Below are 19,868 nucleotides of genomic sequence, written 5' to 3' on the forward strand. Positions count from 1 at the left end.
CGGCACGTTTCTCGCGGGGAGGGGCACTATGGAGCTGCGGATCCGCGGCGAGCAGGCGGTGCTCGCCGGTCCGGGCGGCGAGCACGCGCGGGAGGTCGACCCGCGCCGGCTCGCGATCGGTGCCGACCTGGCGCAGGCGCTGCACGAATGGGCACGCGTGGCGTCGGCGGTCGCCCGCTCCGACTCGGACGTCGACGTCGCCGGTTCAGTCGTGTCGCAGCGAGGGCGGCAGCTCGCCGCGCGCCTGGCCGCGGTGATGGGCACCGAGGTGCGCTTTGTCGACCCGGTGACCGGCGTGGAGACAGTGGTCGAACCGCCGCCGCGGCCGGATCAGCCCGCGCGGGCGCGAACCCCGGACGAGCCGACGCCGTGGGCCACTGGGCTTACCGTGTCCGCGTTCGCGGCTGCCGTGGTGATCGTGGCGATGCTCGCGCTGGCCGGGACGCTCGCGCGCGAGACGAGCACGTGGCTCGCGCTGATCGCGTCGCTGGTGGTGACCGGCGGGGTCGCGCCGTCGCTCTGGCTGGGCCGGAAGGTGCCGATCCTGCGCTGGGCGGTGTACGGCGCGGGCGGCGGCCTGGTGCTCGCGTGGATCGGCGTGCTGGCCACGGTGTTCTGACTCGCGGATACTGGCGCGATGGCCCCGCTCGACAAGCTGCGCGCGCTGTGTCTCGCCCTGCCCGAAGCCACCGAACGGCTCAGCCACGGCGAACCGACGTGGTTCGTCCGCGGCCGCAAGACGTTCGCGATGTTCGCCGACCGGCACCACGACGACAAACTCGCGTTCTGGTGCCCCGCGCCGCCAGGCGTGCAGGAGGAACTGGTGCGCACCGAACCGGACCGGTTCTTCCGGCCGCCCTACGTCGGAGTGCACGGGTGGCTCGGGGTGCGGCTCGACGTGGACGTCGACTGGACCGAGGTGGAGCAGATCGTGCGCGAGGCGTATCGGCACGTCGCGCCGAAGAAACTGGCCGCTCTGCTGGACGAGTGAACCTGGCCGGGCCCGGGTTCCCTCACGCACCCATCGCGGGTCAGCCGCGCTGGGTGCGGACTCCGAGCAGCACGTCCTCCCAGGACGGCACGATCGGATGGTTCTTCTTCGCCTTCGTGCGCGGCTGCTCGGCCTCGTCCCCGTCGGGCTCGCCCGGGACGCGCGGGATTTCGCGGGTCTCCTCGTCGCCCTCGTCCGGGCCTTCGATGGCGCGCGGCTCCTCGACGGCGTCGAGGGTCGGCTGCACCACCGAATCGCGGGCGGGAGCCAGCGCGCGCACGGTGCGCGGCGCGACGTACGAGTTCGGGTTGAGCAGGACCTCGGCGTTCTCGTCGAGCGCGTGCACCGTTCCGCCGTGCGCGCCGGGCGAGAACGACCAGTGCGCGCGGTTGTCGGAGCGGCCGGCCTTCCAGCGCAGCACGACGACCCACTTGCCGTCGTCGCCGCGCCAGGCGTCCCAGGTGGCCTGGTTGTAGTCGTGGCCGCGGACGCCGAACGCGTAGGCGACGACCTCGCCGAGCGTCTGGACGTCGGGCCCGTCCTCGCGGACCGGGTGCGCCGACTGCGCGAGTTCCGCCGTGCGGGACCGTTCGAGCAGCACCGGGTAGGCGAACCGCTCCACCCGCTGCGTCGAGACGCCCGCGCTGCTCGCGACCTGCTCGACGGACTCGCCCGCGCGGATTCGCGCCTGGATCTCGCGTGGCCGCATCTGGCTCTCCAACTCGATCTCGATCTGGCCCAGCCGGGCTATGTCCCCCCTCGCCGCCGCACGCAGTCTCTCGTCGGCCGGGAGCAGGAAGCGGGTACGGCTCGCCGGGTCCTCCAGCACGAGGGACTTCCCGTCCTCGTGCAGCCCGACCACCCGCAACGCCCGCATTTCTCGCCTCCCCGGTGTTCACCTTTGTGGGTGCCCACGTTAGAACGGCGCGTCGGCTTGACGTGCGAGGCGCGCCGACGCCTCACCCATCCGAATTCCCTCCGACGGCACTTTCCCGGTCATCTTCGCCGGGCCGGAGATCCGGGACCGCCGTGACACGCCGACCACGGTGTGTCACGAACGAGTGGTCGTGAACGCGAACCGCCCCGCGAGCCGGGTGGCTGGCGGGGCGGTTTGGGCGTTTTCTGGTCAGCCGAGCCGTTCCACGACGTATTCGATGCTCTGGGTGAGCTTCGTGACGTCGTCCGGGTCGATCGCCGGGAAGAGGCCGACGCGCAGCTGGTTGCGGCCCAGCTTCCGGTACGGCTCGGTGTCGACGATCCCGTTGGCGCGCAACGCCTTCGCGACCGCGGCCGCGTCGACCTCGTCGGCGAAGTCGACCGTGCCGACGACCTGCGAGCGCAGCTCCGGGTTCGCCACGAACGGCGTGGTGTACGAGGTTTTCTCGGCCCATTCGTACAGCCGGGTCGAGGATTCCTTGGTGCGCGCGGTGGTCCAGGCCAGGCCGCCCTGGCCGTTCATCCACTCGATCTGCTCGGCGAGCAGGAACAGCGTGGCGACGGCGGGGGTGTTGTAGGTCTGGTCCTTGCGCGAGTTGTCGAGCGCCGTGGTGAGCGACAGGAATTCGGGGATCCAGCGGTCGCCGCCGCCGATCTCGCCGATCCGCTCGATCGCCGCGGCCGAGGCGAGGGCGATCCACAGCCCGCCGTCGGACGCGAACGACTTCTGCGGCGCGAAGTAGTAGACGTCGAAGTCCTCGGCCTTGACCGGGAGGCCGCCGGCTCCGGAGGTCGCGTCGATCGCGACCAGCGCGCCGTCGCTGCCCTCGGGACGCTGAACCGGCACCGCGACGCCGGTGGAGGTCTCGTTGTGCGCCCAGCCGACGAGGTCCGCGCCCTGGGAGTAGGCGATCTCCGGAGCGCTGCCCGGGTCGGCCTTCACCACGATCGACTCGCCGAGGAACGGGGCCTTGTTCGTGACGGTGGCGAACTTCGAGGAGAACTCGCCGTAGGTGAAGTGCTGGGCGCGCTCGCGCACGAGGCCGAACGCGGCGGCGTCCCAGAACGCGGTCGTGCCGCCGTTGCCGAGGATGACCTCGTACCCGTCCGGGAGCGAGAACAGCTCGGACAGCCCGGCGCGCACGCGGCCGACGAGCGACTTGACCGGCTTCTGCCGGTGCGAGGTGCCGAGGTAGGTGGAACCGGACCGGGCGAGGGCGGCGAGCTGCTCTTCGCGAACCTTCGAGGGTCCGCAGCCGAAGCGGCCGTCGGCCGGCTTGAGGTCTGCTGGGATCGTCAACTCAGCGTCGGTCATGTGCTTAGTCTCTCAGGTCGGGACAACGCAGGTAACGGCGGTTGGGGCCTGTCCGGCATGTGGAATCGTGCCGGAAACGCACGGTGACCGGGCGCGTGGGGGAGGGTTGCGCTCTTCGGCTCGGCGGCGCTGGTGCACCCGCGGGATTCCGCTGCGCTGATCGGCCTCTCCCCGCGAGGCGCGGCTGTTCCCGGCCGAGCAGCCGACCTGGACGCCGACGAGACCGGCGTCCAGGTCGAAGCGGAGAGACTCAGCGCCACCCGGCCTCGTCCAGCCCGCCCGGGATGGGTGCGGCTGGGTCGTACGGCGTGCGGGTGAAGATGAACGTCGCGAGGTTCAGGTGGTTCGCCGTCCCGTCCGCGGCGCGGCCGACGGTGAGCGTTTCGCCCGCGTAGTAGCCGTCCAGGCCGATCCAGGTGTCTGGGCCCTCGGGGCGGAACCGCGAGGCTCGTCCGGTTCCGACTGCCGGGTTCAGGGAGATCAGGCCGTCGCCCTGCACGCGCAGGAAGTACGGCGACGGGCCCCAGTGCCACAGCCCGGTCAGCGCGAGCAGGTCCGGGTCCACAGTGGACGGCAGCCACTCTTCGGGCAGTGCCGGTTCGAGGTCGTCGGCCGTGGCGAGCAGGTCGAGGCACAGCTGGGTGATGCCGACGCCTCCAGTGGAGTTGGCGAGGCACAGCGCGCCGGTGCCGCTGCGCGGGTCGACCAGGGTCGCGGCGAGGAAGCCGGGCATCGAGCCGGTGTGCCCGGCCAGGTGCCTGCCCTGGTAGCGCACGACCATCAGGCCGAGGCCGAATCCGGTCGACCACACCTCGGTGTCGTCGACGGTGTTCATCGTCCGCATCTCGTCGACGGTGTCCTCGGACAGCACGCCGCCGGTGTGGCCGCCGAGGAACGACGTCCAGCGGCCGAGGTCGGTGATCGTGGACCAGAGCTGGCCCGCCGGGGCCATCGCGCCGGCGTCCGGCCACTTCTCCGGCATCAGCACGTCGGCGAACGGGTGCACGGCGAATCCCTCGGCGTGCGCGCCTTCCGGATGCGGGGTCGTACGGTTCATGCCCAGCGGGGTAAGGATTTCGTCGCGCACGACGTCGAACCACGGCCGCTCGCGGTGCCGGGCGACCAGTTCGCCGAGGACGCCGTAGCCGACGTTCGAATAATGGAACTTGGAGCCGGGACGCAGCTTCGTCGCGCCCTTTTCCAGACTCGCGACGAGTGCCGCCCAGTCCGCGCCGGGCGCGCGCTCCCACCACTGGCCGGGCGATTCCGACGTGAGACCCGAGGTGTGCGACAGCAGCTGCGCGATGGTGACCGAGCCGAACGCGGTGCCCGGCAGGTGCCGCTCCAGCGGATCGGTCAGGTCGAGTTTGCCCTCGTCGCGCAGCCGCATGACGGCGGTCGCGATCATCGTTTTGGTGATCGACCCCAGCCGGTACTGCGTGTCGTCGTCCGGGCGCTGGCCGCCGACGCGGCCGCGGGCTCCGGACCAGACGACCTCGCCGCCTCGCACGACAGCGGCGACGAGGGACGGGGCGCGGCTGACGGACTGCTCGTGTGCGAGCCGTCGGTACAGGGCGAGTTCGGTGGTGTCGAGCATGGCCGTCATTCTGCCCGGGCAGTTCAGCCGAGCAGCTGCCGGTCCAGCGCCGTCGTCACCGCCGCGGTGCGGTCGGAAACGCCGAGCTTCGAGAACACCCGGAGCAGATGCGTCTTCACCGTCGCCTCACCGATGTGCAGCTCGCGGCCGATTTCGGCGTTGGTGCGGCCCTTCGCGACCAGCCGCAGCACTTCCACCTCGCGCGCGGACAGCGGCGAGACCGGTTCCGGGTTTCGCATCCGGTGCACGAGCTTGCCCGCGACCGACGGTGCCAGCACGGTTTCGCCGCGATGCGCGGCCCGGATCGCGTTGGCCAATTCCGCCCGCGACGCGTCTTTCAGCAGGTACCCCGACGCACCAGCCTCGACCGCGCGCAGGATGTCCGCGTCCGTTTCGTAAGTGGTGAGCACGACGATCCGGCGCGCGGGCGCCTCCTTGAGGATCGCGTGGATCGCGCCGACGCCGTCGAGACCTGGCATGCGCAGGTCCATCAGGACGACGTCGGGCTGTTTCACGCGGTCGAGCGCCACCGCTTCGGCACCGGAACCGGCTTCGCCGACCACCGTCAGGTCGTCCTCGGCTTCGAGCATGCCGCGCAGTCCTTCGCGCACCACGGGATGGTCGTCGACCAGCATGATGGTGATCACGCGGGCACCTCCAGTTCCAGTTCGGTGCCGCCGTTCGCGCCGGTCCGCACTTCCAGGGTGCCGCCGACCTGCTCGGCCCGGGAACGCATGCCGCGCAGCCCGAATCCGGCTCCGGCAGCGTCCGGCCGGAAGCCGCACCCGTTGTCTGCTACGTGCAACCGTATCGCTCCGTCCACAGCGGACAGCCGCACGCGGACGAGCGTCGCGCCGGAATGCTTGCGTACGTTCGACAATGCTTCCTGCGCCGCGCGCAGCAGCACCACTTCGACCGCAGTGGACAGTGGCGGCAGCGCATCGTCCACATCGCACTCCACCGGAATTCCGAGCTCCTCGGCGAGCCGATCTGCCTGCCGCTGCACCGCTTCCGGCAGCGAACCGGTGGCCAAATCGGACGGTGCGAGCGCGGCCACCATCGCGCGGGCCTCGGCGAGATTCTCGCGCGCGGTGCGGCCGGCGAGCGCGACGTGTTTGCGCACCGCGGACAGGTCAGTGTCCAGTTCGGACTCAATCGCCTGGGTCAGCGTGATGATGCTGGTGAAGCCTTGGGCGAGCGTGTCGTGGATTTCCCGCGCCAGGCGTTCGCGTTCGGCCGCGGTGCCCGCTTCCCTTGACAGCCGGGCGACCTCGGCCTGGCTGGATTCCAGTTCGCGGATCAGCTCGGCGCGGGCCCGGCTCTGCTTCAGCACGTCGCTGGTGAACTTCCCGGCCAGCACGCTGAAGACGACGAGGATCGCGGTCATCGGCAGCAGCACCGACAGCAACTGGTTGTCCCAGCCGCCGTTCACCACCGCGGAGACGGGTTCGAGCAGGATCAACAGCGTCGTCGCGACGACCCCCGGCCGCAGCTCCAGCAGCATGAACACCAGCGGGCAGGCGAGAAACAGCACGAAGCTCGCCGCGGTGGTCGCGAGAATGGCGGTGGCGCTCAACGCGATCAGCGCCACCGCCGCGACGACGCGGGCGGGGTCGTTGTCCTCGCCGTGCACGACGCGCCGTCCCACGGCCAGGTACCCGATCGCGATCGCGCCCAGCGCGGCCTCGGCGGTGATCTTCGCTGCCGCCGAACCGTCGTTGATCAGCACCAGGACCGCGGTCGCCGCGCAGGCGACCGCGAACAGCACCTCCCAGGACCAGTACGACCGCTCCCACGCGTCGGCCTGGTTCACTTCGCTTCGTTCGTCCACCGGAACGTCACCCTCGCGAGCACCAGGCCCACCACGCACCACACCGCCAGCACCAGCGCCACCTTCGGAAGCTCCCATGTCCCCGCCATTTCCTGGGTCGCGGCCTCCGGCGGAAGGAACACCGAGCGGAAGCCCTGGCAGATCCATTTCAGCGGGAAGAACGACGCGACGTCGACCATGATCCGCGGCAGGTGCGTGATCGGCGTGACGAACACCCCGGAAATGAACTGCAGCACCAAGTACACCAGCTGCACCAGCGCCACGGTGCCGTTCGCGGTGCGGGTCACCGAGCTGATCGCGATGCCCAGCAGCGTCGAGGAGACGATCCCGAGCAGCAGCACCCAGACCAGGGTCAGCCACTTCGCCGGGTCGGCCGGCAGCTCGAGGCGGAACAGCAGCATCGCCACCGCGGCCATCAGGACGGTCTGCGCGACGCTGCTCACCGCGACCATCACCATCTTGCCGACGAAATAGGCCGGCGCGGGCATCGGCGTGCCGCGCAATCGTTTCAGCGCACCGATTTCGCGGTCCGCGGCGATGCCGATGCCGACGCTGTTGAACGACGTCGACACGATGCCCGCGCCGATCATCCCGGCGGCGAGCAGCTGCCCGGACGACACCCCGGTCTGCCCGGTCGGGCCGTCGAGGATGGAGCCGAGCAGGATCATCAGCACCGCGGGCAGCGAGAAGGTGAACACCACCTGCTCGCGGTTGCGGAAGAACTGCCGCAGCTCGAGCGCGCCGCGGGCGAGGCCGAGGCGGAACGTCCCCGGCACGGCCAGTGTGGTGGTCACGGTTGTTCCCCGATCAGGTCGAGATAGATGTCTTCCAGGCTGGGGCGCGTCACGGTCAGCCCGGCGAGTTCCCCGCGCTCGGCGGCGAGTTGCGAGACGAGTTTCGTCGGGAACGGCGTGCGTTCCTCGTGGCTGCCGCGTTCGTCCTGCCACCGCACGACGGCCTCGGCGCGTTCGCGGCCGCCGAGCGTCGCCGGCGTCCCCTCCGCGACGACCGAACCTCGGGCGAGCACCGCGAGCCGGTCGGCCAGCGCTTCGACCTCGTCCAGGTAGTGCGTGGTCAGCAGGATCGTGGTGCCCTCGTGGGCGAGCCCGTCGATCAGCGTCCAGAACTGCCGCCGCGCCTCGGGGTCGAAACCGGTGGTGGGCTCGTCGAGGAATAGCAATTCCGGACGGCCGACGATGCCGAGCGCGACGTCCACCCGCCGGCGCTGCCCGCCGGACAACGACTTCACCCGCGCGCCCGCCTTCGCGGTGAGGCCGACCTGGTCGATCACCTCTTCCGGATCCCGGGGATTCGGGTAGTACTTCGCGAAGTGCCGCACGGTCTCCGCGACGGTCAGTTCCGCCGCATCGGTGGCCGTTTGCAGCACGATGCCGAGGCGGGCGCGCCACGCGCGGCCCGCGGTGCCCGGGTCCTCGCCGAGGACAGTGGTTTCCCCCGCCGTCCGCTGCCGGTGTCCCTCCAGGATCTCGACGGTGGTCGTTTTGCCCGCGCCGTTGGGCCCGAGCAGGGCGAACACCTCGCCGTCGTGGATGTCGAGATCGATCCCGGCCACAGCGAGGTGGCCCGGGTACTCCTTGCGCAGTCCGCGCACTCGCACTGCTGTGCTCATGGGCTCCAGCGTGCGGTGGCGAGGGCGGTTCGCGGGACGTCCGGGCAGTGGAATCCGGCTGTCCACCGAACGGTGGACACGCTGGTTTCCCGTGGAACCACGGCGCTCGCTGTTGACAAGTTGTCTAACATGACAAGATGTCTCACAAGCAGGTGACTGCCAGCGACGGAGTCCGCCTTTCGGTCCGGGTGAGCGGCAACCCGGACGGGCCCACGGTCGTGCTCGTGCACGGATATCCGGACAACAGCTCGATGTGGGACGGCGTCGCCGAGGAGCTGCGCCGCGAGCACCGCGTGGTCGTCTACGACGTGCGCGGCGCGGGCGAATCCGACAAGCCGCGGGCGCGCCGGGCGTACCGGCTGGACCAGCTCGCCGACGACCTCGCCGCGGTGGTCGACGAGGTGCAGCCGTTCGGCAAGGTCCACCTCGTCGCGCACGACTGGGGTTCGATCCAGGCGTGGCACGCGGTCACCGGCGACCGGCTGCGCGGCCGCATCGCTTCCTACACCTCGCTTTCCGGGCCCAGCCTCGATCACGCGGGCGCGTGGTTCCGGGCTCAGCTGACCCGGCCGACGCCGCGTCGGCTCGGGCACGCGGTGCGGCAGTTCCTGCACTCGTATTACATCGTCGCGTTCCAGGTGCCGTTGATTCCGGAACTGTTGTGGCGCACGGGAATCATGCGCACGATGATCCGGAAGCTGGAGCCCGCCGAATCCTCGCCGAAGACGTCCGACGGCGTGCACGGCCTGAAGTTGTACCGGGCGAACATGGGACCGCGGTTGTCGCGGCCGCGCCCGCGTCCGGCGGAGATCCCGGTGCAGGTGCTCGCGCCGACCGGCGATTCGTACGTCACCGCGCCACTGCAGACCGAGGTCGAGCGCTGGGTGCCGGATCTGCGTGTCCGGCGCGTGATCGGGTCGCACTGGATCACCCGGACCAAGCCGGAAGTGGTCGCCGCCGCGGCGGCTGAGCTGATCGCGTCGGTGGAAACCGGCGAGGAAACCCGTGCGTTGCGCCGTGCGCGGATCGGGGGCGGAGGCGGTCGCTTCGCGCACCATCTGGTGGTGGTGACCGGCGCGGGCAGCGGGATCGGCCGGGAGACCGCGCTGGCGTTCGCCGCCGAGGGCGCGGACGTGGTCGTCAGCGACATCAACGGCGATTCGGCCGCGGAAACCGCGAAACTGGTGCGGGAACGCGGGGTCGACGCCGGTGAGTACACAGTGGACTCTTCGGACGGCGAAGCGGTCGCCCGGTTCGCCGAGCAGGTGCGCGACGAGTTCGGCGTGCCGGACATCGTGGTGAACAACGCTGGGATCGGCATGTCCGGTCCGTTCCTCGACACGACGATCGAGGACTGGGAGAAGGTCGTGGACGTCAACCTGTGGGGCGTGATCCACGGGTGTCGCGCGTTCGCGCCGATGATGAAGGAACGCGCTGAGGGCGGGCAGATCGTCAACCTCGCTTCTGCCGCGGCTTATCTGCCGTCGAAGATCCTCACCGCGTACGGCACCACGAAAGCGGCCGTGCTGGCGTTGAGCAATGGTTTGCGCGCGGAGCTGGCTTCCGAGGGAATCGGGGTCACGGCGGTTTGCCCGGGACTGGTGAATACGAACATCACTAAGACCACCAGGTTTGTCGGCGTCGACGAGGTGGAGGAGAAGCGGCGGCAGAAGGAATCGTCGAAGCTTTACGCGCGGCGCAATTTCGGCCCGGAACGAGTGGCGCGCGACATTCTGCGTGCGGTGGAGAAGAACGTCGCGATCCAACCGTCCACTCCGGAGGCGAAGGTCGCGTTGGTCCTTTCGCGACTGACGCCGGGTTTGCTGCGGGCGGCGGCGAAACTGGACGTCACGCCGTGAACCGTCCGCGCCGGATGACCGCACAGGCCCGGCGGGACGACCTGATCGCGGCCGCGTTGGACCTGTTCGGCACCCGGGCCCCGGAATTGGTCACGGTGGACGACATCGTGGCGCGCGCCGAGGTGTCCCGGCCGTTGTTCTACCGGTATTTCCCGAGCCTGCGGGAACTGCAAATGCAGGCGTTGCGCACGGTCACCGACGGTTTGGTCGACCGGCTCGCGACCCTGGAGGAAGGCCCGCCGGAAGAACGGCTGCGCGCGGCCGTACGCGGTCTGGTCGATGTCGCCGCGCATTACCGCGAAGGCTATGTCGCGTTGTTGCGCAGCGGTTCAGTGATCGCCACTTCGGAGACGGACGCGGCGATCGACGAGGTTCGCAACCGGGCCGTCGAGCTGATCCTGGAGGCGCTGGCTCTGCCCGAACCGTCGCCGTTGGTGCTGCTGACGCTGCGCTGCTGGACCGCGGTGGTCGAGGGCGCTTTGTTGTCGTGGCTTCAAGAAGGCACCGTCCCGCGGGAAGCGCTGGACGGCTGGCTGGTCGACCAGCTCACCGCGATGCTCGCCGCCACCGACGCGCACCTGGCCAGAAAGCCGTGAAGGCCCCCTTGAGTACCAGGGGGCCTTCACGGACTTGAGTGTCAGATCTGGGTGACGCTGTCCCAGCCTTCGACCTCGGACGGCGTGCGCGGGCCGGGGCCGACGTACTTCGCCGACGGACGGACCAGGCGGCCGGTCTGCTTCTGCTCCAGGATGTGCGCCGCCCAGCCGGCGGTGCGCGCGGAGGAGAACATCGCCGGCATCATGTGCGGCGGCACCTTCGCGAAGTCCAGGATCACCGCGGCCCAGAACTCGACGTTGGTCTCGATCGGGTGGTCCGGACGGCGTTCGCGCAGCTCGGCCAGCGCGGCCTGCTCCAGCGCGGCGGCCACCTCGTAGCGTTCCGCGCCCAGTTCCTTGCAGGTCCGGCGCAGCACGCGGGCGCGCGGGTCCTCCGCGCGGTACACGCGGTGGCCGAAGCCCATCAGCCGCTCCTTGCGGTCGAGGATGCCCTTGACCAGCGCGCGGGCGTCACCCGTGCGCTCGACCTCCTCGATCATCGGCAGCACGCGCGCCGGGGCCCCGCCGTGCAGCGGGCCGGACATCGCGCCGATCGCGCCGGACAGCGAGGCCGCGACGTCCGCCCCGGTGGAGGCGATGACGCGCGCGGTGAAGGTGGAGGCGTTGAGGCCGTGCTCGGCGGCGGAAACCCAGTACGCGTCGACCGCCTTGACGTGCGCCGGGTCCGGCTCGCCGCGCCAGCGGATCATGAACCGCTCGGTGATCGACTTGGCCTCGTCGACCCGGGACTGCGGCACCGCGGGCTGGCCGATGCCGCGCGCGGACTGCGCGACGTAGGACAGCGCCATCACCGAAGCGCGGGCGAGCTGGTCGCGCGCCTCTTCGTCGGTGATGTCGAGCAGCGGCCGGTACCCCCAGATCGGGGCGAGCATGGCGAGCGCGGCCTGGACGTCGACCCGGACGTCGCCGGTGTGCACCGGAAGCGGGAACGGCTCGGCGGGCGGAAGCCCGGTCCCGAACCGGCCGTCGACCAGGAGGCCCCATACGTCGCCGAAGGTCACCTTCCCGGCGAGGTCCTCGATGTCCACGCCGCGATAGCGCAGCGCACCGCCGTCCCGGTCGGGTTCGGCGATTTCGGTCCGAAACGCGACGACGCCTTCGAGGCCAGGCCGGAACCCGTCGTCGGCTTCGTTGGTCTTGCTGATCGTGGAGGTAGTCACTCTTCGCGAACCCTTTCGATGCGCATTCCCCGGCTGTGTTGTGCACGCGCGGACGGGATACACGCTGGCTCCTTGCGCGCCTCATCGCACGGTGGGACAAACCATGCTCCCTTTGCCCGGCTGGGGCAACGGAAGATGTCGTGGTTTCGGTCACGATTACGAGAACGATTCAGTCCAGGTGAGCCTGGGACGCGACTTTCTCCCGTCCAGAGAGGTGACCGCAGACTGGTACCCCGGTGGACTCGAGGTGAATCACGGCTTGCCAGAGACGGACAGTGATTACCTTCAGTGATCAGGTTGGATACTGAGCGTGCTCTGGGAGTGGCTGGTCCTGAGCCGAAATGCAGAATCGTTGCCGGGTTGTCCGAATCCTTTTCGAGTTCGGTATGCGAGCGCGGTTCGGGCCACGCAAACACTGCTTTTGTCGCATCAATCACCAAGAAGTCGTCGCGCTCAGTGACGGACCCTGGGGCCGGATCAGCTCTTCGGCAGGAGAGGTTCCAGCGCGGTGGCGTACTTTTCCGCCGCTGCGCAAGCGGCCTTGGTGTCGGAACCGGACGTCACGAGCACCAGTGCCCGTGAGCTGGGTTCGACAGCCATGCCGACCTGGCACTGTCCCGGCGAATTCAGCGGCTCGGGCTGTTCGATCGAAGGTCGTCCGTTGACGTCTCCGCGCCGAGCGGTTTCCGGGTGGTTGACGTTGTCGGTGTACGGCTGGCCGTCCTGCAAGATCACGGCGACATCGATGCCGCTCGTCATCCCGGCGGAGGGTTTTTGCGCCGCGCACGACCGATTGCGGTCAGCAATGGTCGGAGTGCCTTGGGGAAAGCCTTGACCTGCGAGGATCTGATCCAGGAGGGCGCATTGGTTCCGCGCCGCGAAGGGATTGGCAGGCTTGGACGGCGCACCGGCCGAGGTCGACGGCAGGTTGGGTTCAGGGGTGCCGGCAACCGGGCTGGAGCATCCGGCGAGCACGGTCCCGAGCGCGCCGAGCATCACGAGAGCGACCTTCGCTCGGAGGATGTTCACTGGACAGCCGATTCCTTGCTGAGTTCGGCGAATGAAACGGTGTGCGCGGCTTCGGTTTCGCGGTAGTTCCTGCGTGCGATCTCCAGGGCGTCCTTTGCTTGTTCAATGCCTTGTCTCAGGAGATCAAGGTTCGGCAGCAGCGAACTCGCGTCCCCGTCGGCGACCTTGACGTTGAAGTCCGCGACCGCCTGAGCGTACTCGGCGGAGCCCATTTTGGCCGCTTGGGTAAGAATCCCGAGCTCCCTGAACATCCGGCCGTAGCCGTCGAGGAAGAAGTTGCAGGCGTGGAGGTACGCCCGGAACCCCGCCTCGTTGACCGCGAACGAACCGTTCTGCGCGAGGGCCTTGAGGTGAGCGCCTCCGGCACGCACTTGCTCCGCCGCCTTCGCGTCATAAGGGGCGCGTTCGATGTTGGCGAACAGATCAGCGCTGGTCTTGTCCACGTCGGTGTTGGGAGCCTGGCCAGTGCCTACGCCCGGCTCGCCGAAGTGCGCGCCCGTCATGTTCCCCCCTCCGCTGGTTCGCTTCGTGCGCCTTCTACCACGGAGGGTATCGGGTGTCCGCGCGTGCTGTCAGCCGATCGAAACAGCTGCCCGGTGGGTAAACACTGTGTTGCCGAATCAGGCGGAGCGGGGGTTCCGGTGGTAGACCTTGGCCATGCACCTGAGCCCGCAGGAACGCGACAAACTGCTGGTCCACGTCGCGGCGGACGTTGCTCGCAAGCGGCTCGAACGCGGTCTTCGGCTCAATTATCCCGAAGCCGTCGCGCTCATTACCGACTACGTCCTGGAGGGCGCTCGCGACGGGCGCACGGTCAGTGAGCTGGCGGCGGGCGGGCGCGGCGTCCTCACTCGGGACCAGGTGCTCGACGGGGTGCCGGAAATGGTCGAGTCCGTGCAGGTGGAAGCCACTTTTCCGGACGGCACCAAGCTCGTCACCGTGCACGAACCGATTGCCTGAGGAGGACATCGTGCGGCCAGGCGAGATCATTCCCGGCGACGAGCCGGTGCCGTTGAATCCGGGGCGCGCTCGGGTGCGGCTGCGCGTGCGCAACCTCGGCGACCGGCCGGTGCAGGTCGGTTCGCACTATCACTTCGCCGCGGTCAATCCGGGCCTGGAGTTCGACCGCGAAGCCGCTCGCGGGCACCGGCTCGACGTGCCCGCTGGGACCTCGGTGCGGTTCGAGCCGGGCATTGACCGCGAGGTCGACCTGGTTCCGCTCAGCGGGCGTCGGCGGGTGCCGGGGCTGCGGGCCGAATACGCCGGGGAGTTCTGATGCCGGAGATCGACCGCGTCCGCTACGCCGAGCTGTTCGGCCCGACTGCCGGCGACCGGATCCGGCTCGCGGACACCGAGCTGCTGATCGAGGTGACCGAGGACTGGTCGATCGGACCCGGCGGCAGCGGCGACGAGGTGCTTTTCGGCGGCGGGAAGGTGATTCGCGAGTCGATGGGCCAGGGCATGGCCACCCGCGCCGAGGGGGCGCCCGATCTGGTGATCACCGGCGCGGTGATTCTCGACCACTGGGGCGTGGTGAAGGCTGACGTCGGCGTCCGCGACGGGCGCGTCGTCGGCATCGGCAAAGCGGGTAATCCGGACACAATGGACGGTGTGGACCCGGCGCTGGTGATCGGGCCGTCCACGGAAGTGCTGGCGGGCAACGGGAAGATCCTCACCGCGGGCGGCATCGACTGTCACGTGCATTTCGTCTGCCCGCAACTGGTCGACACCGCGCTCGCGGCCGGACTGACCACTTTGGTCGGCGGCGGCACCGGTCCGAACGAGGGCACCAAGGCGACGACGGTGACTCCCGGTGCGTGGAACCTCGGCCGGATGCTGTCCGCAATGGACGGTCAGCCGGTGAACGTGTTGCTGCTGGGCAAGGGGAATACTGTCCGGCAGGAGGCATTGCGGGAACAGCTGGCCGCCGGGGCGGGCGGGTTCAAGCTGCACGAGGACTGGGGCTCGACGCCGGCCGCGATCGACGCCTGTCTCACCGTCGCCGACGAATCCGGCGTGCAGGTCGCGATCCACACCGACACCCTCAATGAGGCCGGGTTTCTCGAGTCCACTGTGGAGGCGATCGGCGGCCGGTCGATCAACGCCTACCACACCGAGGGCGCTGGCGGCGGGCACGCGCCGGACATCATCGAGGTCTCCGGGATGGCGAACTTCCTTCCCTCGTCGACCAATCCGACGCGCCCGCACACCGTCAACACCCTCGACGAGCACCTCGACATGCTGATGGTCTGCCACCACCTGAACCCGTCGGTGCCCGAGGACCTCGCCTTCGCGGAAAGCCGGATCCGGCCGAGCACGATCGCCGCCGAGGACGTGCTGCACGACCTCGGCGCCATTTCGATGATGAGTTCCGATTCGCAGGCGATGGGACGGATCGGCGAGGTGATCATCCGGACCTGGCAGACCGCGCACGTGATGAAAGGCCGTCGCGGCGCGCTTCCCGGCGACGGTGCGGCGGACAATTTACGCGCCCGTCGTTACGTCGCGAAGTACACGATCAATCCGGCCATCGCCCACGGAATGGACGCGGAAATCGGCTCGGTCGAGGTCGGCAAACTCGCCGATCTGGTGTTGTGGGAACCGAAGTTTTTCGGCGTGCGCCCGCATGTGGTGCTGAAGGGCGGGTTCCCGGCATGGGCGGCGATGGGCGACGCGAACGCTTCGATCCCCACGCCGCAACCGGTGCTCGCGCGGCCGATGTTCGGTGCCACACCCGCGGTGGCGGCCGCGTCCAGCGTGCATTTCGTGGCTCCGGAAGCGCTGGATTCCGGGTTGGCCGAACGATTCCGCATCACCCGGCCGTTGGTGCCGGTAGCCAACACCCGCCGCCGGACGAAAGCGGACATGGTGCTGAACGACGCGACCCCGCAGGTGCGCGTGGATCCGGACAGTTTCGCGGTGCGGGTGGACGGGGAACTGATCGAACCGCATCCCGTGGCCGAATTGCCCATGGCGCAACGGTATTTCCTGTTCTGATGGACCCGGTCGCGCTCATTCTCGCCGACTCCCGGTTCCCGGGCGGCGGACACGTGCATTCCGGCGGCTTCGAAGAGGTGGCCGCCCGGCGTCTCGTCCGGTCCGAACGCGACTTGCCGGGATTCCTCTTTGGACGGTTGCGTACCGCGGGCCTGCTCGGAGCCGCCTTTGCCGCCGCCTCAGCGCACGCCGCGGCGCGAGCCGTCGAGAGTGTCCATTGGCGACGGCTCGATCAAGAACTCGACGCCCGTACGCCTTCGCTCGCGCAACGGGAAGCGTCGCGCGCACAAGGCCGGGGGACAGCGCGCGCCGGACGTGCCGCGTGGCCGTCACCAGTGCTGTCCCAACTGCTCGCCGAAACCCCGCGCCCGCACCATCCGATCATCACCGGCGCGCTCGTCGGCATCAGCGGCGGCAGTCCGTTCGACGCGGCCATGGCGGTCGCCTACCTCGCCGTGAGCGGTCCGGCGAGCGCGGCGGTTCGTCTCCTTGGATTGGACCCGTTCGCGGTGAACGCGGTGGTCGCGCGGCTCGCCGGACCGTTGCGGGAAGTGAGCGCCCAGGCCGCCGAAACCGCCGGTGCGGACCCGGCCGAGTTGCCCGCTCCAGCGTCGCCGGCGCTGGATTTGTTCGCCGAGGAACACGCTCGGCATCACCAGGAAGAGGTGCGTCTCTTTGCCAGCTGAACACGGTCACGGGCATTTCCACGCGGTCAACTTCGACCCGACCGCCACCGAACCCGACCACTACGACGCGGCGCCGACCGCCGGCCGGGCGTACCGGATCGGCATCGGCGGCCCGGTCGGCAGCGGCAAGACCGCGCTCACCGCCGCACTGTGCCGCGCACTCGGCGAAGAACTGAACCTGGCCGTGGTCACCAACGACATCTACACGACCGAAGACGCCGATTTCCTGCGCCGAGCAGGCGTGCTGGACCCGGAACGGATCGAGGCGGTGCAGACCGGCGCCTGCCCGCACACCGCCATCCGCGACGACATCACCGCGAATCTCGACGCGGTGGAACGGCTCGAGGAGAAATTCCCCGGCCTGGAACTGGTCATCGTGGAAAGCGGCGGCGACAACCTGACCGCGGTGTTCAGCCGCGGATTGGCCGACAGCCAGGTTTTCGTGGTCGACGTCGCGGGCGGCGACAAAGTGCCGCGCAAGGGCGGCCCCGGCGTCACGACGGCGGACCTGCTGGTGATCAACAAAACCGACCTCGCCCCGCTGGTCGGAGCCGACCTGACCGTGATGACCTCGGACGCCCACCACATGCGGGGCGACCTGCCGGTGTTCACTCAGTCCCTAGTGGACACTCCGGATGCCCCGGCCGTCGCGGACTGGGTGCGCTCGCTGGTGCCGGTCCGGCAGGGGTGAAGGCGCACGCCCGCCTGGTCGCCGTCCTCGACGACGGACGGACTGTGCTGCGAGAACTGAAGTCGATGGCGCCGCTGACGCTCGTCCCGCGTCGCCAGCGCGGTCCGGGCGCGGTGGTGCACCTGGTCAACTCGGCCACCGCGCCGCTCGGCGGGGACGAGCTGCGGCTCGAGATCCGCGTCGAGGCGGGTGCGAAACTGAACCTGTCCGGCGTCGCGGCGACCCTCGCACTGCCCGGCCTGCGCGACGTGCCCAGCTTGTCCACTGTGGAGGTCACGGTCGAGGACGGTGGTTCCTTCGAATACCCCCCGGAGCCGACCGTCGTCACCGCCCGCGCCGAGCATGTCGCCGTGCTGCGCGCCGACCTGGCCGCCGACGCCCGGTTCCGCACCCGGGAAGTCCTCGTCCTCGGCCGGGAGGGCGAACGCCCGGGCCGGTTGTCCTCCACAGTGCACGTGACTCGCGGAGGAGTCCCGGCACTCCGGCAGACGCAGACCGTCGGCGACGCCTCCTTGGACTCGAGCCTCGCGGTGCTGGCCGGACAGCGGGTGCTGGTGACCGAAGTCGAGTTCGGCGGGCCGTCGCAGCTCGCGGAGTCCGGACCGTGGTCGTCGCGGACTCCGCTGGCCGCGGGCGGCACCCTGACGACCGCGCTGGCCCCGGATGTGGTGACCGCGTCGAGACTCGGTTTACCCGGCGGTGCGGAAAGTCGGCTCGGGCAGTGAGACCGGGCCGGCGGTGCGGCACATGTCGTGGCAGCTGCTGTCGAGCGTGCAGCACAGCGAGCAGATCGCGCCGCCCTGGTTGGCGCAGTCGGCGATGTCCGGCAGTTCGTAGGCGTCGCCGCAAACCGAGCAGGTGTGCGTAGCAGTGCGGTCCTGGTCGACGTCAGGGCCGGAAACGAGGTTGGGCCGCACCAAGTAGTACCGGCCGCGGGTGGCCACCGCGAGCGCCGGCACCAACACGACGGCGATCACCAGCGCCAGCAGCGGGCTGAAGGCCGCCAGATATTCGCCGAACGCGCCGAAATACGCCGCGATCGACACCGCGGAAGCGAGCACCATGGCACCGAACCCGACCGGGTTGACTTTGTGCAGGTAAGCCCGTTTGAACTCGATATACCGCGGGGAAAGGCCGAGCGGTTTCGCGATCACGAGGTCCGCGCACACCGCGCCGATCCAGGCGATCGCGACGTTCGAGTAGAAGCCGAGGATCTTGTTCAGGAAACCGAACGCGCCGAATTCCATCAGCGCGAGCGCGATTCCGCAGTCGACCAGCACGTACCAGGCACGGCCCGGATGACGGTGCAGGACGCGAGAGAAGAAGTTCGCGAAGGACAGCGAGCCGGAGTAGGCGTTCGTCGTGTTGATCTTGATCTGCGAAACCACCACGAACAACGCGGCGAAGGTGAGCGCGGCCGGTCCGAGCGCGGGCCGCACCGCTTCGAGATAGGGCGCGATCGGTTCCAGCGCCGCGGTCTTGCCGACCGCCCCGAGCGCGAGGAAGGCCAGCAGGGCACCGCCGATCTGCTTGGCCGCGCCGAGCACCACCCAGCCCGGCCCGGCGGCGAGCACCGCGGCCCACCAGGAGCGCTTGTTCTCCGCCGTTTTCGCCGGCATGAAGCGCAGGTAATCGGCCTGCTCGCCGATCTGCCCGATCAGCGACAGCGCGATGCCCATCCCGAACCCGAAGCCGACCGCGGAGAATCCGGAACCCGCGCCGTCGATGCCGCCGAACGTCGCGAACTCGGCGAACCGTCCGGGTTCCCGCACGAGCACGACGACGAACGGCAGCACCAGCCCGGCGATCCAGATCGGCTGCGTCCAGGTCTGCATCTTCGCGACCGCGCCCATCCCGTAGAGCGCGAACGGCAGCACGATCAGCGTCGCCAGCAAGTAGCCGATCGGCAGCGGAATGCCCAGCGCCAGCTGGAACGCCTGACCCATGATCGAGCCTTCAAGGGAGAAGAAGATCACGGTGAAGCTGGCATAGACGAGCGAGGTGAGGGTGGATCCGAAGTAGCCGAATCCGGCGCCGCGGGTGAGCAGGTCCATGTCCACGCCGTAGGTCGCGCAGGCGCGCGCGATCGGTACGCCGGTCACGAAGATCACCACCGCGGCGGCCAGGATGGCGAGCACTCCCGAGGTGAAGCCGTAGGACAGCACGATGCTGGCGCCGATGGCGAAGTCGGCGAGGTAGGCGATCCCGCCCAGCGCGGTCGTCGCGACGACGAACGGCGACCAGCGCCGGAACGATTGCGCGGCGAAGCGCAGCGAGTAGTCCTCGCGGTTTTCGTTGGCGGCGAGCGCGGCGTAGGTGCGTTGTGGCTTTCGCGTGCCGTCGCGTTCGGACAGAGCTTTGGTCATCTGGCCTGCCTCCGTGACTGGGGACGGGTGCCGGAGCAGGTCGAAAGGTAGGTGTGGCCTGTATCGATCAGGGACCAGCCCGTGAACGGCGCGTTACAACTCGGCGTCCTGCGGTTACGGCCCGATGGCGGGCCGGGCGTGGCAGGAGTCACCGTTCGGTGGG

Annotated in this window: 21 protein-coding genes; 10 read left to right on the plus strand and 11 right to left on the minus strand. The window is 69.5% G+C overall.

The window, feature by feature from the left end:
• Positions 1–28: 28 nt before the first annotated feature.
• Together F9C11_RS11030 and F9C11_RS11035 are read left to right on the plus strand one after the other, a co-directional pair.
• The gene (locus tag F9C11_RS11030; RefSeq protein ID WP_409184761.1) at positions 29–619 is read left to right on the plus strand and encodes a DUF2537 domain-containing protein; all 591 of its coding nucleotides are present in this window, start codon (positions 29–31) and stop codon (positions 617–619) included.
• Between the two features lie 18 nt (positions 620–637).
• On the plus strand, positions 638–991 hold the full coding sequence (locus F9C11_RS11035; protein ID WP_409184762.1) for an MmcQ/YjbR family DNA-binding protein: 354 nt from the start codon (positions 638–640) through the stop codon (positions 989–991).
• 40 nt (positions 992–1,031) lie between these two features.
• Here F9C11_RS11035 and sepH read toward each other — a convergent pair whose 3' ends face one another.
• From sepH to F9C11_RS11070, 7 genes are all read right to left on the minus strand, one after another.
• A complete protein-coding gene (sepH, locus tag F9C11_RS11040; protein ID WP_409184763.1) occupies positions 1,032–1,868 on the minus strand; it encodes a septation protein SepH in 837 nt (278 codons plus the stop codon).
• A gap of 249 nt (positions 1,869–2,117) precedes the next feature.
• Positions 2,118–3,242 (minus strand): phosphoserine transaminase, encoded by a 1,125-nt coding sequence (gene serC / locus F9C11_RS11045; RefSeq protein ID WP_409184764.1) that lies wholly within the window; start codon positions 3,240–3,242, stop codon positions 2,118–2,120.
• A 250-nt stretch (positions 3,243–3,492) separates the two neighbouring features.
• Positions 3,493–4,839 (minus strand): serine hydrolase domain-containing protein, encoded by a 1,347-nt coding sequence (locus F9C11_RS11050; protein ID WP_409184765.1) that lies wholly within the window; start codon positions 4,837–4,839, stop codon positions 3,493–3,495.
• A 23-nt stretch (positions 4,840–4,862) separates the two neighbouring features.
• The gene (locus F9C11_RS11055) at positions 4,863–5,486 is read right to left on the minus strand and encodes a response regulator (protein ID WP_409184766.1); all 624 of its coding nucleotides are present in this window, start codon (positions 5,484–5,486) and stop codon (positions 4,863–4,865) included.
• Positions 5,483–6,670, minus strand: a complete 1,188-nt coding sequence (locus F9C11_RS11060) for a sensor histidine kinase (protein WP_409184767.1) — start codon at positions 6,668–6,670, stop codon at positions 5,483–5,485. Before F9C11_RS11060 ends, F9C11_RS11055 begins: the two co-directional genes overlap by 4 nt.
• On the minus strand, positions 6,649–7,464 hold the full coding sequence (locus F9C11_RS11065; RefSeq protein WP_409184768.1) for an ABC transporter permease: 816 nt from the start codon (positions 7,462–7,464) through the stop codon (positions 6,649–6,651). Before F9C11_RS11065 ends, F9C11_RS11060 begins: the two co-directional genes overlap by 22 nt.
• Positions 7,461–8,300, minus strand: coding sequence for an ABC transporter ATP-binding protein (locus tag F9C11_RS11070; RefSeq protein WP_409184769.1), 840 nt, complete (start codon positions 8,298–8,300; stop codon positions 7,461–7,463). The genes F9C11_RS11065 and F9C11_RS11070 overlap by 4 nt, the downstream gene beginning before the upstream one ends.
• Positions 8,301–8,452: 152 nt before the next feature.
• Here F9C11_RS11070 and F9C11_RS11075 point away from each other — a divergent pair, with 152 nt between their 5' ends.
• Positions 8,453–10,159: an SDR family oxidoreductase gene (locus F9C11_RS11075; protein ID WP_409186873.1), complete on the plus strand. Its 1,707-nt coding sequence runs from the start codon at positions 8,453–8,455 to the stop codon at positions 10,157–10,159.
• A gap of 14 nt (positions 10,160–10,173) precedes the next feature.
• On the plus strand, positions 10,174–10,755 hold the full coding sequence (locus F9C11_RS11080) for a TetR/AcrR family transcriptional regulator (protein WP_409184770.1): 582 nt from the start codon (positions 10,174–10,176) through the stop codon (positions 10,753–10,755).
• A gap of 41 nt (positions 10,756–10,796) precedes the next feature.
• Here F9C11_RS11080 and F9C11_RS11085 read toward each other — a convergent pair whose 3' ends face one another.
• The 3 genes from F9C11_RS11085 to F9C11_RS11095 form a co-directional block, all read right to left on the minus strand.
• Positions 10,797–11,936 carry a citrate synthase 2 gene (locus F9C11_RS11085; protein ID WP_409184771.1) on the minus strand — a complete coding sequence of 380 codons (1,140 nt, stop codon included), beginning with the start codon at positions 11,934–11,936 and terminating at the stop codon, positions 10,797–10,799.
• A gap of 477 nt (positions 11,937–12,413) precedes the next feature.
• Positions 12,414–12,965 (minus strand): DUF3558 family protein, encoded by a 552-nt coding sequence (locus F9C11_RS11090; protein ID WP_409184772.1) that lies wholly within the window; start codon positions 12,963–12,965, stop codon positions 12,414–12,416.
• On the minus strand, positions 12,962–13,468 hold the full coding sequence (locus F9C11_RS11095) for a hypothetical protein (protein WP_409184773.1): 507 nt from the start codon (positions 13,466–13,468) through the stop codon (positions 12,962–12,964). The genes F9C11_RS11090 and F9C11_RS11095 overlap by 4 nt, the downstream gene beginning before the upstream one ends.
• 154 nt (positions 13,469–13,622) lie before the next feature.
• Here F9C11_RS11095 and F9C11_RS11100 point away from each other — a divergent pair, with 154 nt between their 5' ends.
• The 6 genes from F9C11_RS11100 to F9C11_RS11125 are packed head-to-tail and all read left to right on the plus strand — an operon-like array spanning position 13,623 to position 18,064.
• A complete protein-coding gene (locus tag F9C11_RS11100; RefSeq protein WP_409184774.1) occupies positions 13,623–13,925 on the plus strand; it encodes an urease subunit gamma in 303 nt (100 codons plus the stop codon).
• A gap of 10 nt (positions 13,926–13,935) precedes the next feature.
• Positions 13,936–14,241 (plus strand): urease subunit beta, encoded by a 306-nt coding sequence (locus tag F9C11_RS11105; RefSeq protein ID WP_409184775.1) that lies wholly within the window; start codon positions 13,936–13,938, stop codon positions 14,239–14,241.
• On the plus strand, positions 14,241–15,962 hold the full coding sequence (locus F9C11_RS11110; RefSeq protein ID WP_409184776.1) for an urease subunit alpha: 1,722 nt from the start codon (positions 14,241–14,243) through the stop codon (positions 15,960–15,962). The genes F9C11_RS11105 and F9C11_RS11110 overlap by 1 nt, the downstream gene beginning before the upstream one ends.
• A complete protein-coding gene (locus tag F9C11_RS11115; RefSeq protein ID WP_409184777.1) occupies positions 15,962–16,648 on the plus strand; it encodes an urease accessory protein UreF in 687 nt (228 codons plus the stop codon). Before F9C11_RS11110 ends, F9C11_RS11115 begins: the two co-directional genes overlap by 1 nt.
• Positions 16,638–17,339, plus strand: coding sequence for an urease accessory protein UreG (gene ureG, locus F9C11_RS11120; RefSeq protein WP_409184778.1), 702 nt, complete (start codon positions 16,638–16,640; stop codon positions 17,337–17,339). The genes F9C11_RS11115 and ureG overlap by 11 nt, the downstream gene beginning before the upstream one ends.
• Entirely contained in the window at positions 17,336–18,064 is a 729-nt protein-coding gene (locus F9C11_RS11125; RefSeq protein ID WP_409184779.1) for an urease accessory protein UreD, read from the plus strand. The genes ureG and F9C11_RS11125 overlap by 4 nt, the downstream gene beginning before the upstream one ends.
• On the opposite strand, the gene F9C11_RS11130 is transcribed toward F9C11_RS11125, so the two are convergent.
• Positions 18,029–19,705, minus strand: coding sequence for a purine-cytosine permease family protein (locus F9C11_RS11130; protein ID WP_409184780.1), 1,677 nt, complete (start codon positions 19,703–19,705; stop codon positions 18,029–18,031). The two genes, F9C11_RS11125 and F9C11_RS11130, sit on opposite strands and share 36 nt — an antisense overlap.
• Positions 19,706–19,868: the final 163 nt, after the last annotated feature.

It is taken from the genome of Amycolatopsis sp. VS8301801F10 (genome assembly GCF_046195355.1).
GTDB lineage: Bacteria > Actinomycetota > Actinomycetes > Mycobacteriales > Pseudonocardiaceae > Amycolatopsis.

What these genes read in the sequence shown, in the direction of transcription:
- F9C11_RS11035 (WP_409184762.1), top strand. Translation starts at nt 638, where the DNA reads ATGGCCCCGCTCGACAAGCTGCGCGCGCTGTGTCTCGCCCTGCCCGAA.
- F9C11_RS11050 (WP_409184765.1), bottom strand. Translation starts at nt 4,839, where the DNA reads ATGCTCGACACCACCGAACTCGCCCTGTACCGACGGCTCGCACACGAG.
- serC (WP_409184764.1), bottom strand. Translation starts at nt 3,242, where the DNA reads ATGACCGACGCTGAGTTGACGATCCCAGCAGACCTCAAGCCGGCCGAC.
- F9C11_RS11030 (WP_409184761.1), top strand. Translation starts at nt 29, where the DNA reads ATGGAGCTGCGGATCCGCGGCGAGCAGGCGGTGCTCGCCGGTCCGGGC.
- F9C11_RS11110 (WP_409184776.1), top strand. Translation starts at nt 14,241, where the DNA reads ATGCCGGAGATCGACCGCGTCCGCTACGCCGAGCTGTTCGGCCCGACT.
- sepH (WP_409184763.1), bottom strand. Translation starts at nt 1,868, where the DNA reads ATGCGGGCGTTGCGGGTGGTCGGGCTGCACGAGGACGGGAAGTCCCTC.
- F9C11_RS11080 (WP_409184770.1), top strand. Translation starts at nt 10,174, where the DNA reads ATGACCGCACAGGCCCGGCGGGACGACCTGATCGCGGCCGCGTTGGAC.
- F9C11_RS11095 (WP_409184773.1), bottom strand. Translation starts at nt 13,468, where the DNA reads ATGACGGGCGCGCACTTCGGCGAGCCGGGCGTAGGCACTGGCCAGGCT.
- F9C11_RS11100 (WP_409184774.1), top strand. Translation starts at nt 13,623, where the DNA reads ATGCACCTGAGCCCGCAGGAACGCGACAAACTGCTGGTCCACGTCGCG.
- F9C11_RS11130 (WP_409184780.1), bottom strand. Translation starts at nt 19,705, where the DNA reads ATGACCAAAGCTCTGTCCGAACGCGACGGCACGCGAAAGCCACAACGC.
- F9C11_RS11115 (WP_409184777.1), top strand. Translation starts at nt 15,962, where the DNA reads ATGGACCCGGTCGCGCTCATTCTCGCCGACTCCCGGTTCCCGGGCGGC.
- F9C11_RS11070 (WP_409184769.1), bottom strand. Translation starts at nt 8,300, where the DNA reads ATGAGCACAGCAGTGCGAGTGCGCGGACTGCGCAAGGAGTACCCGGGC.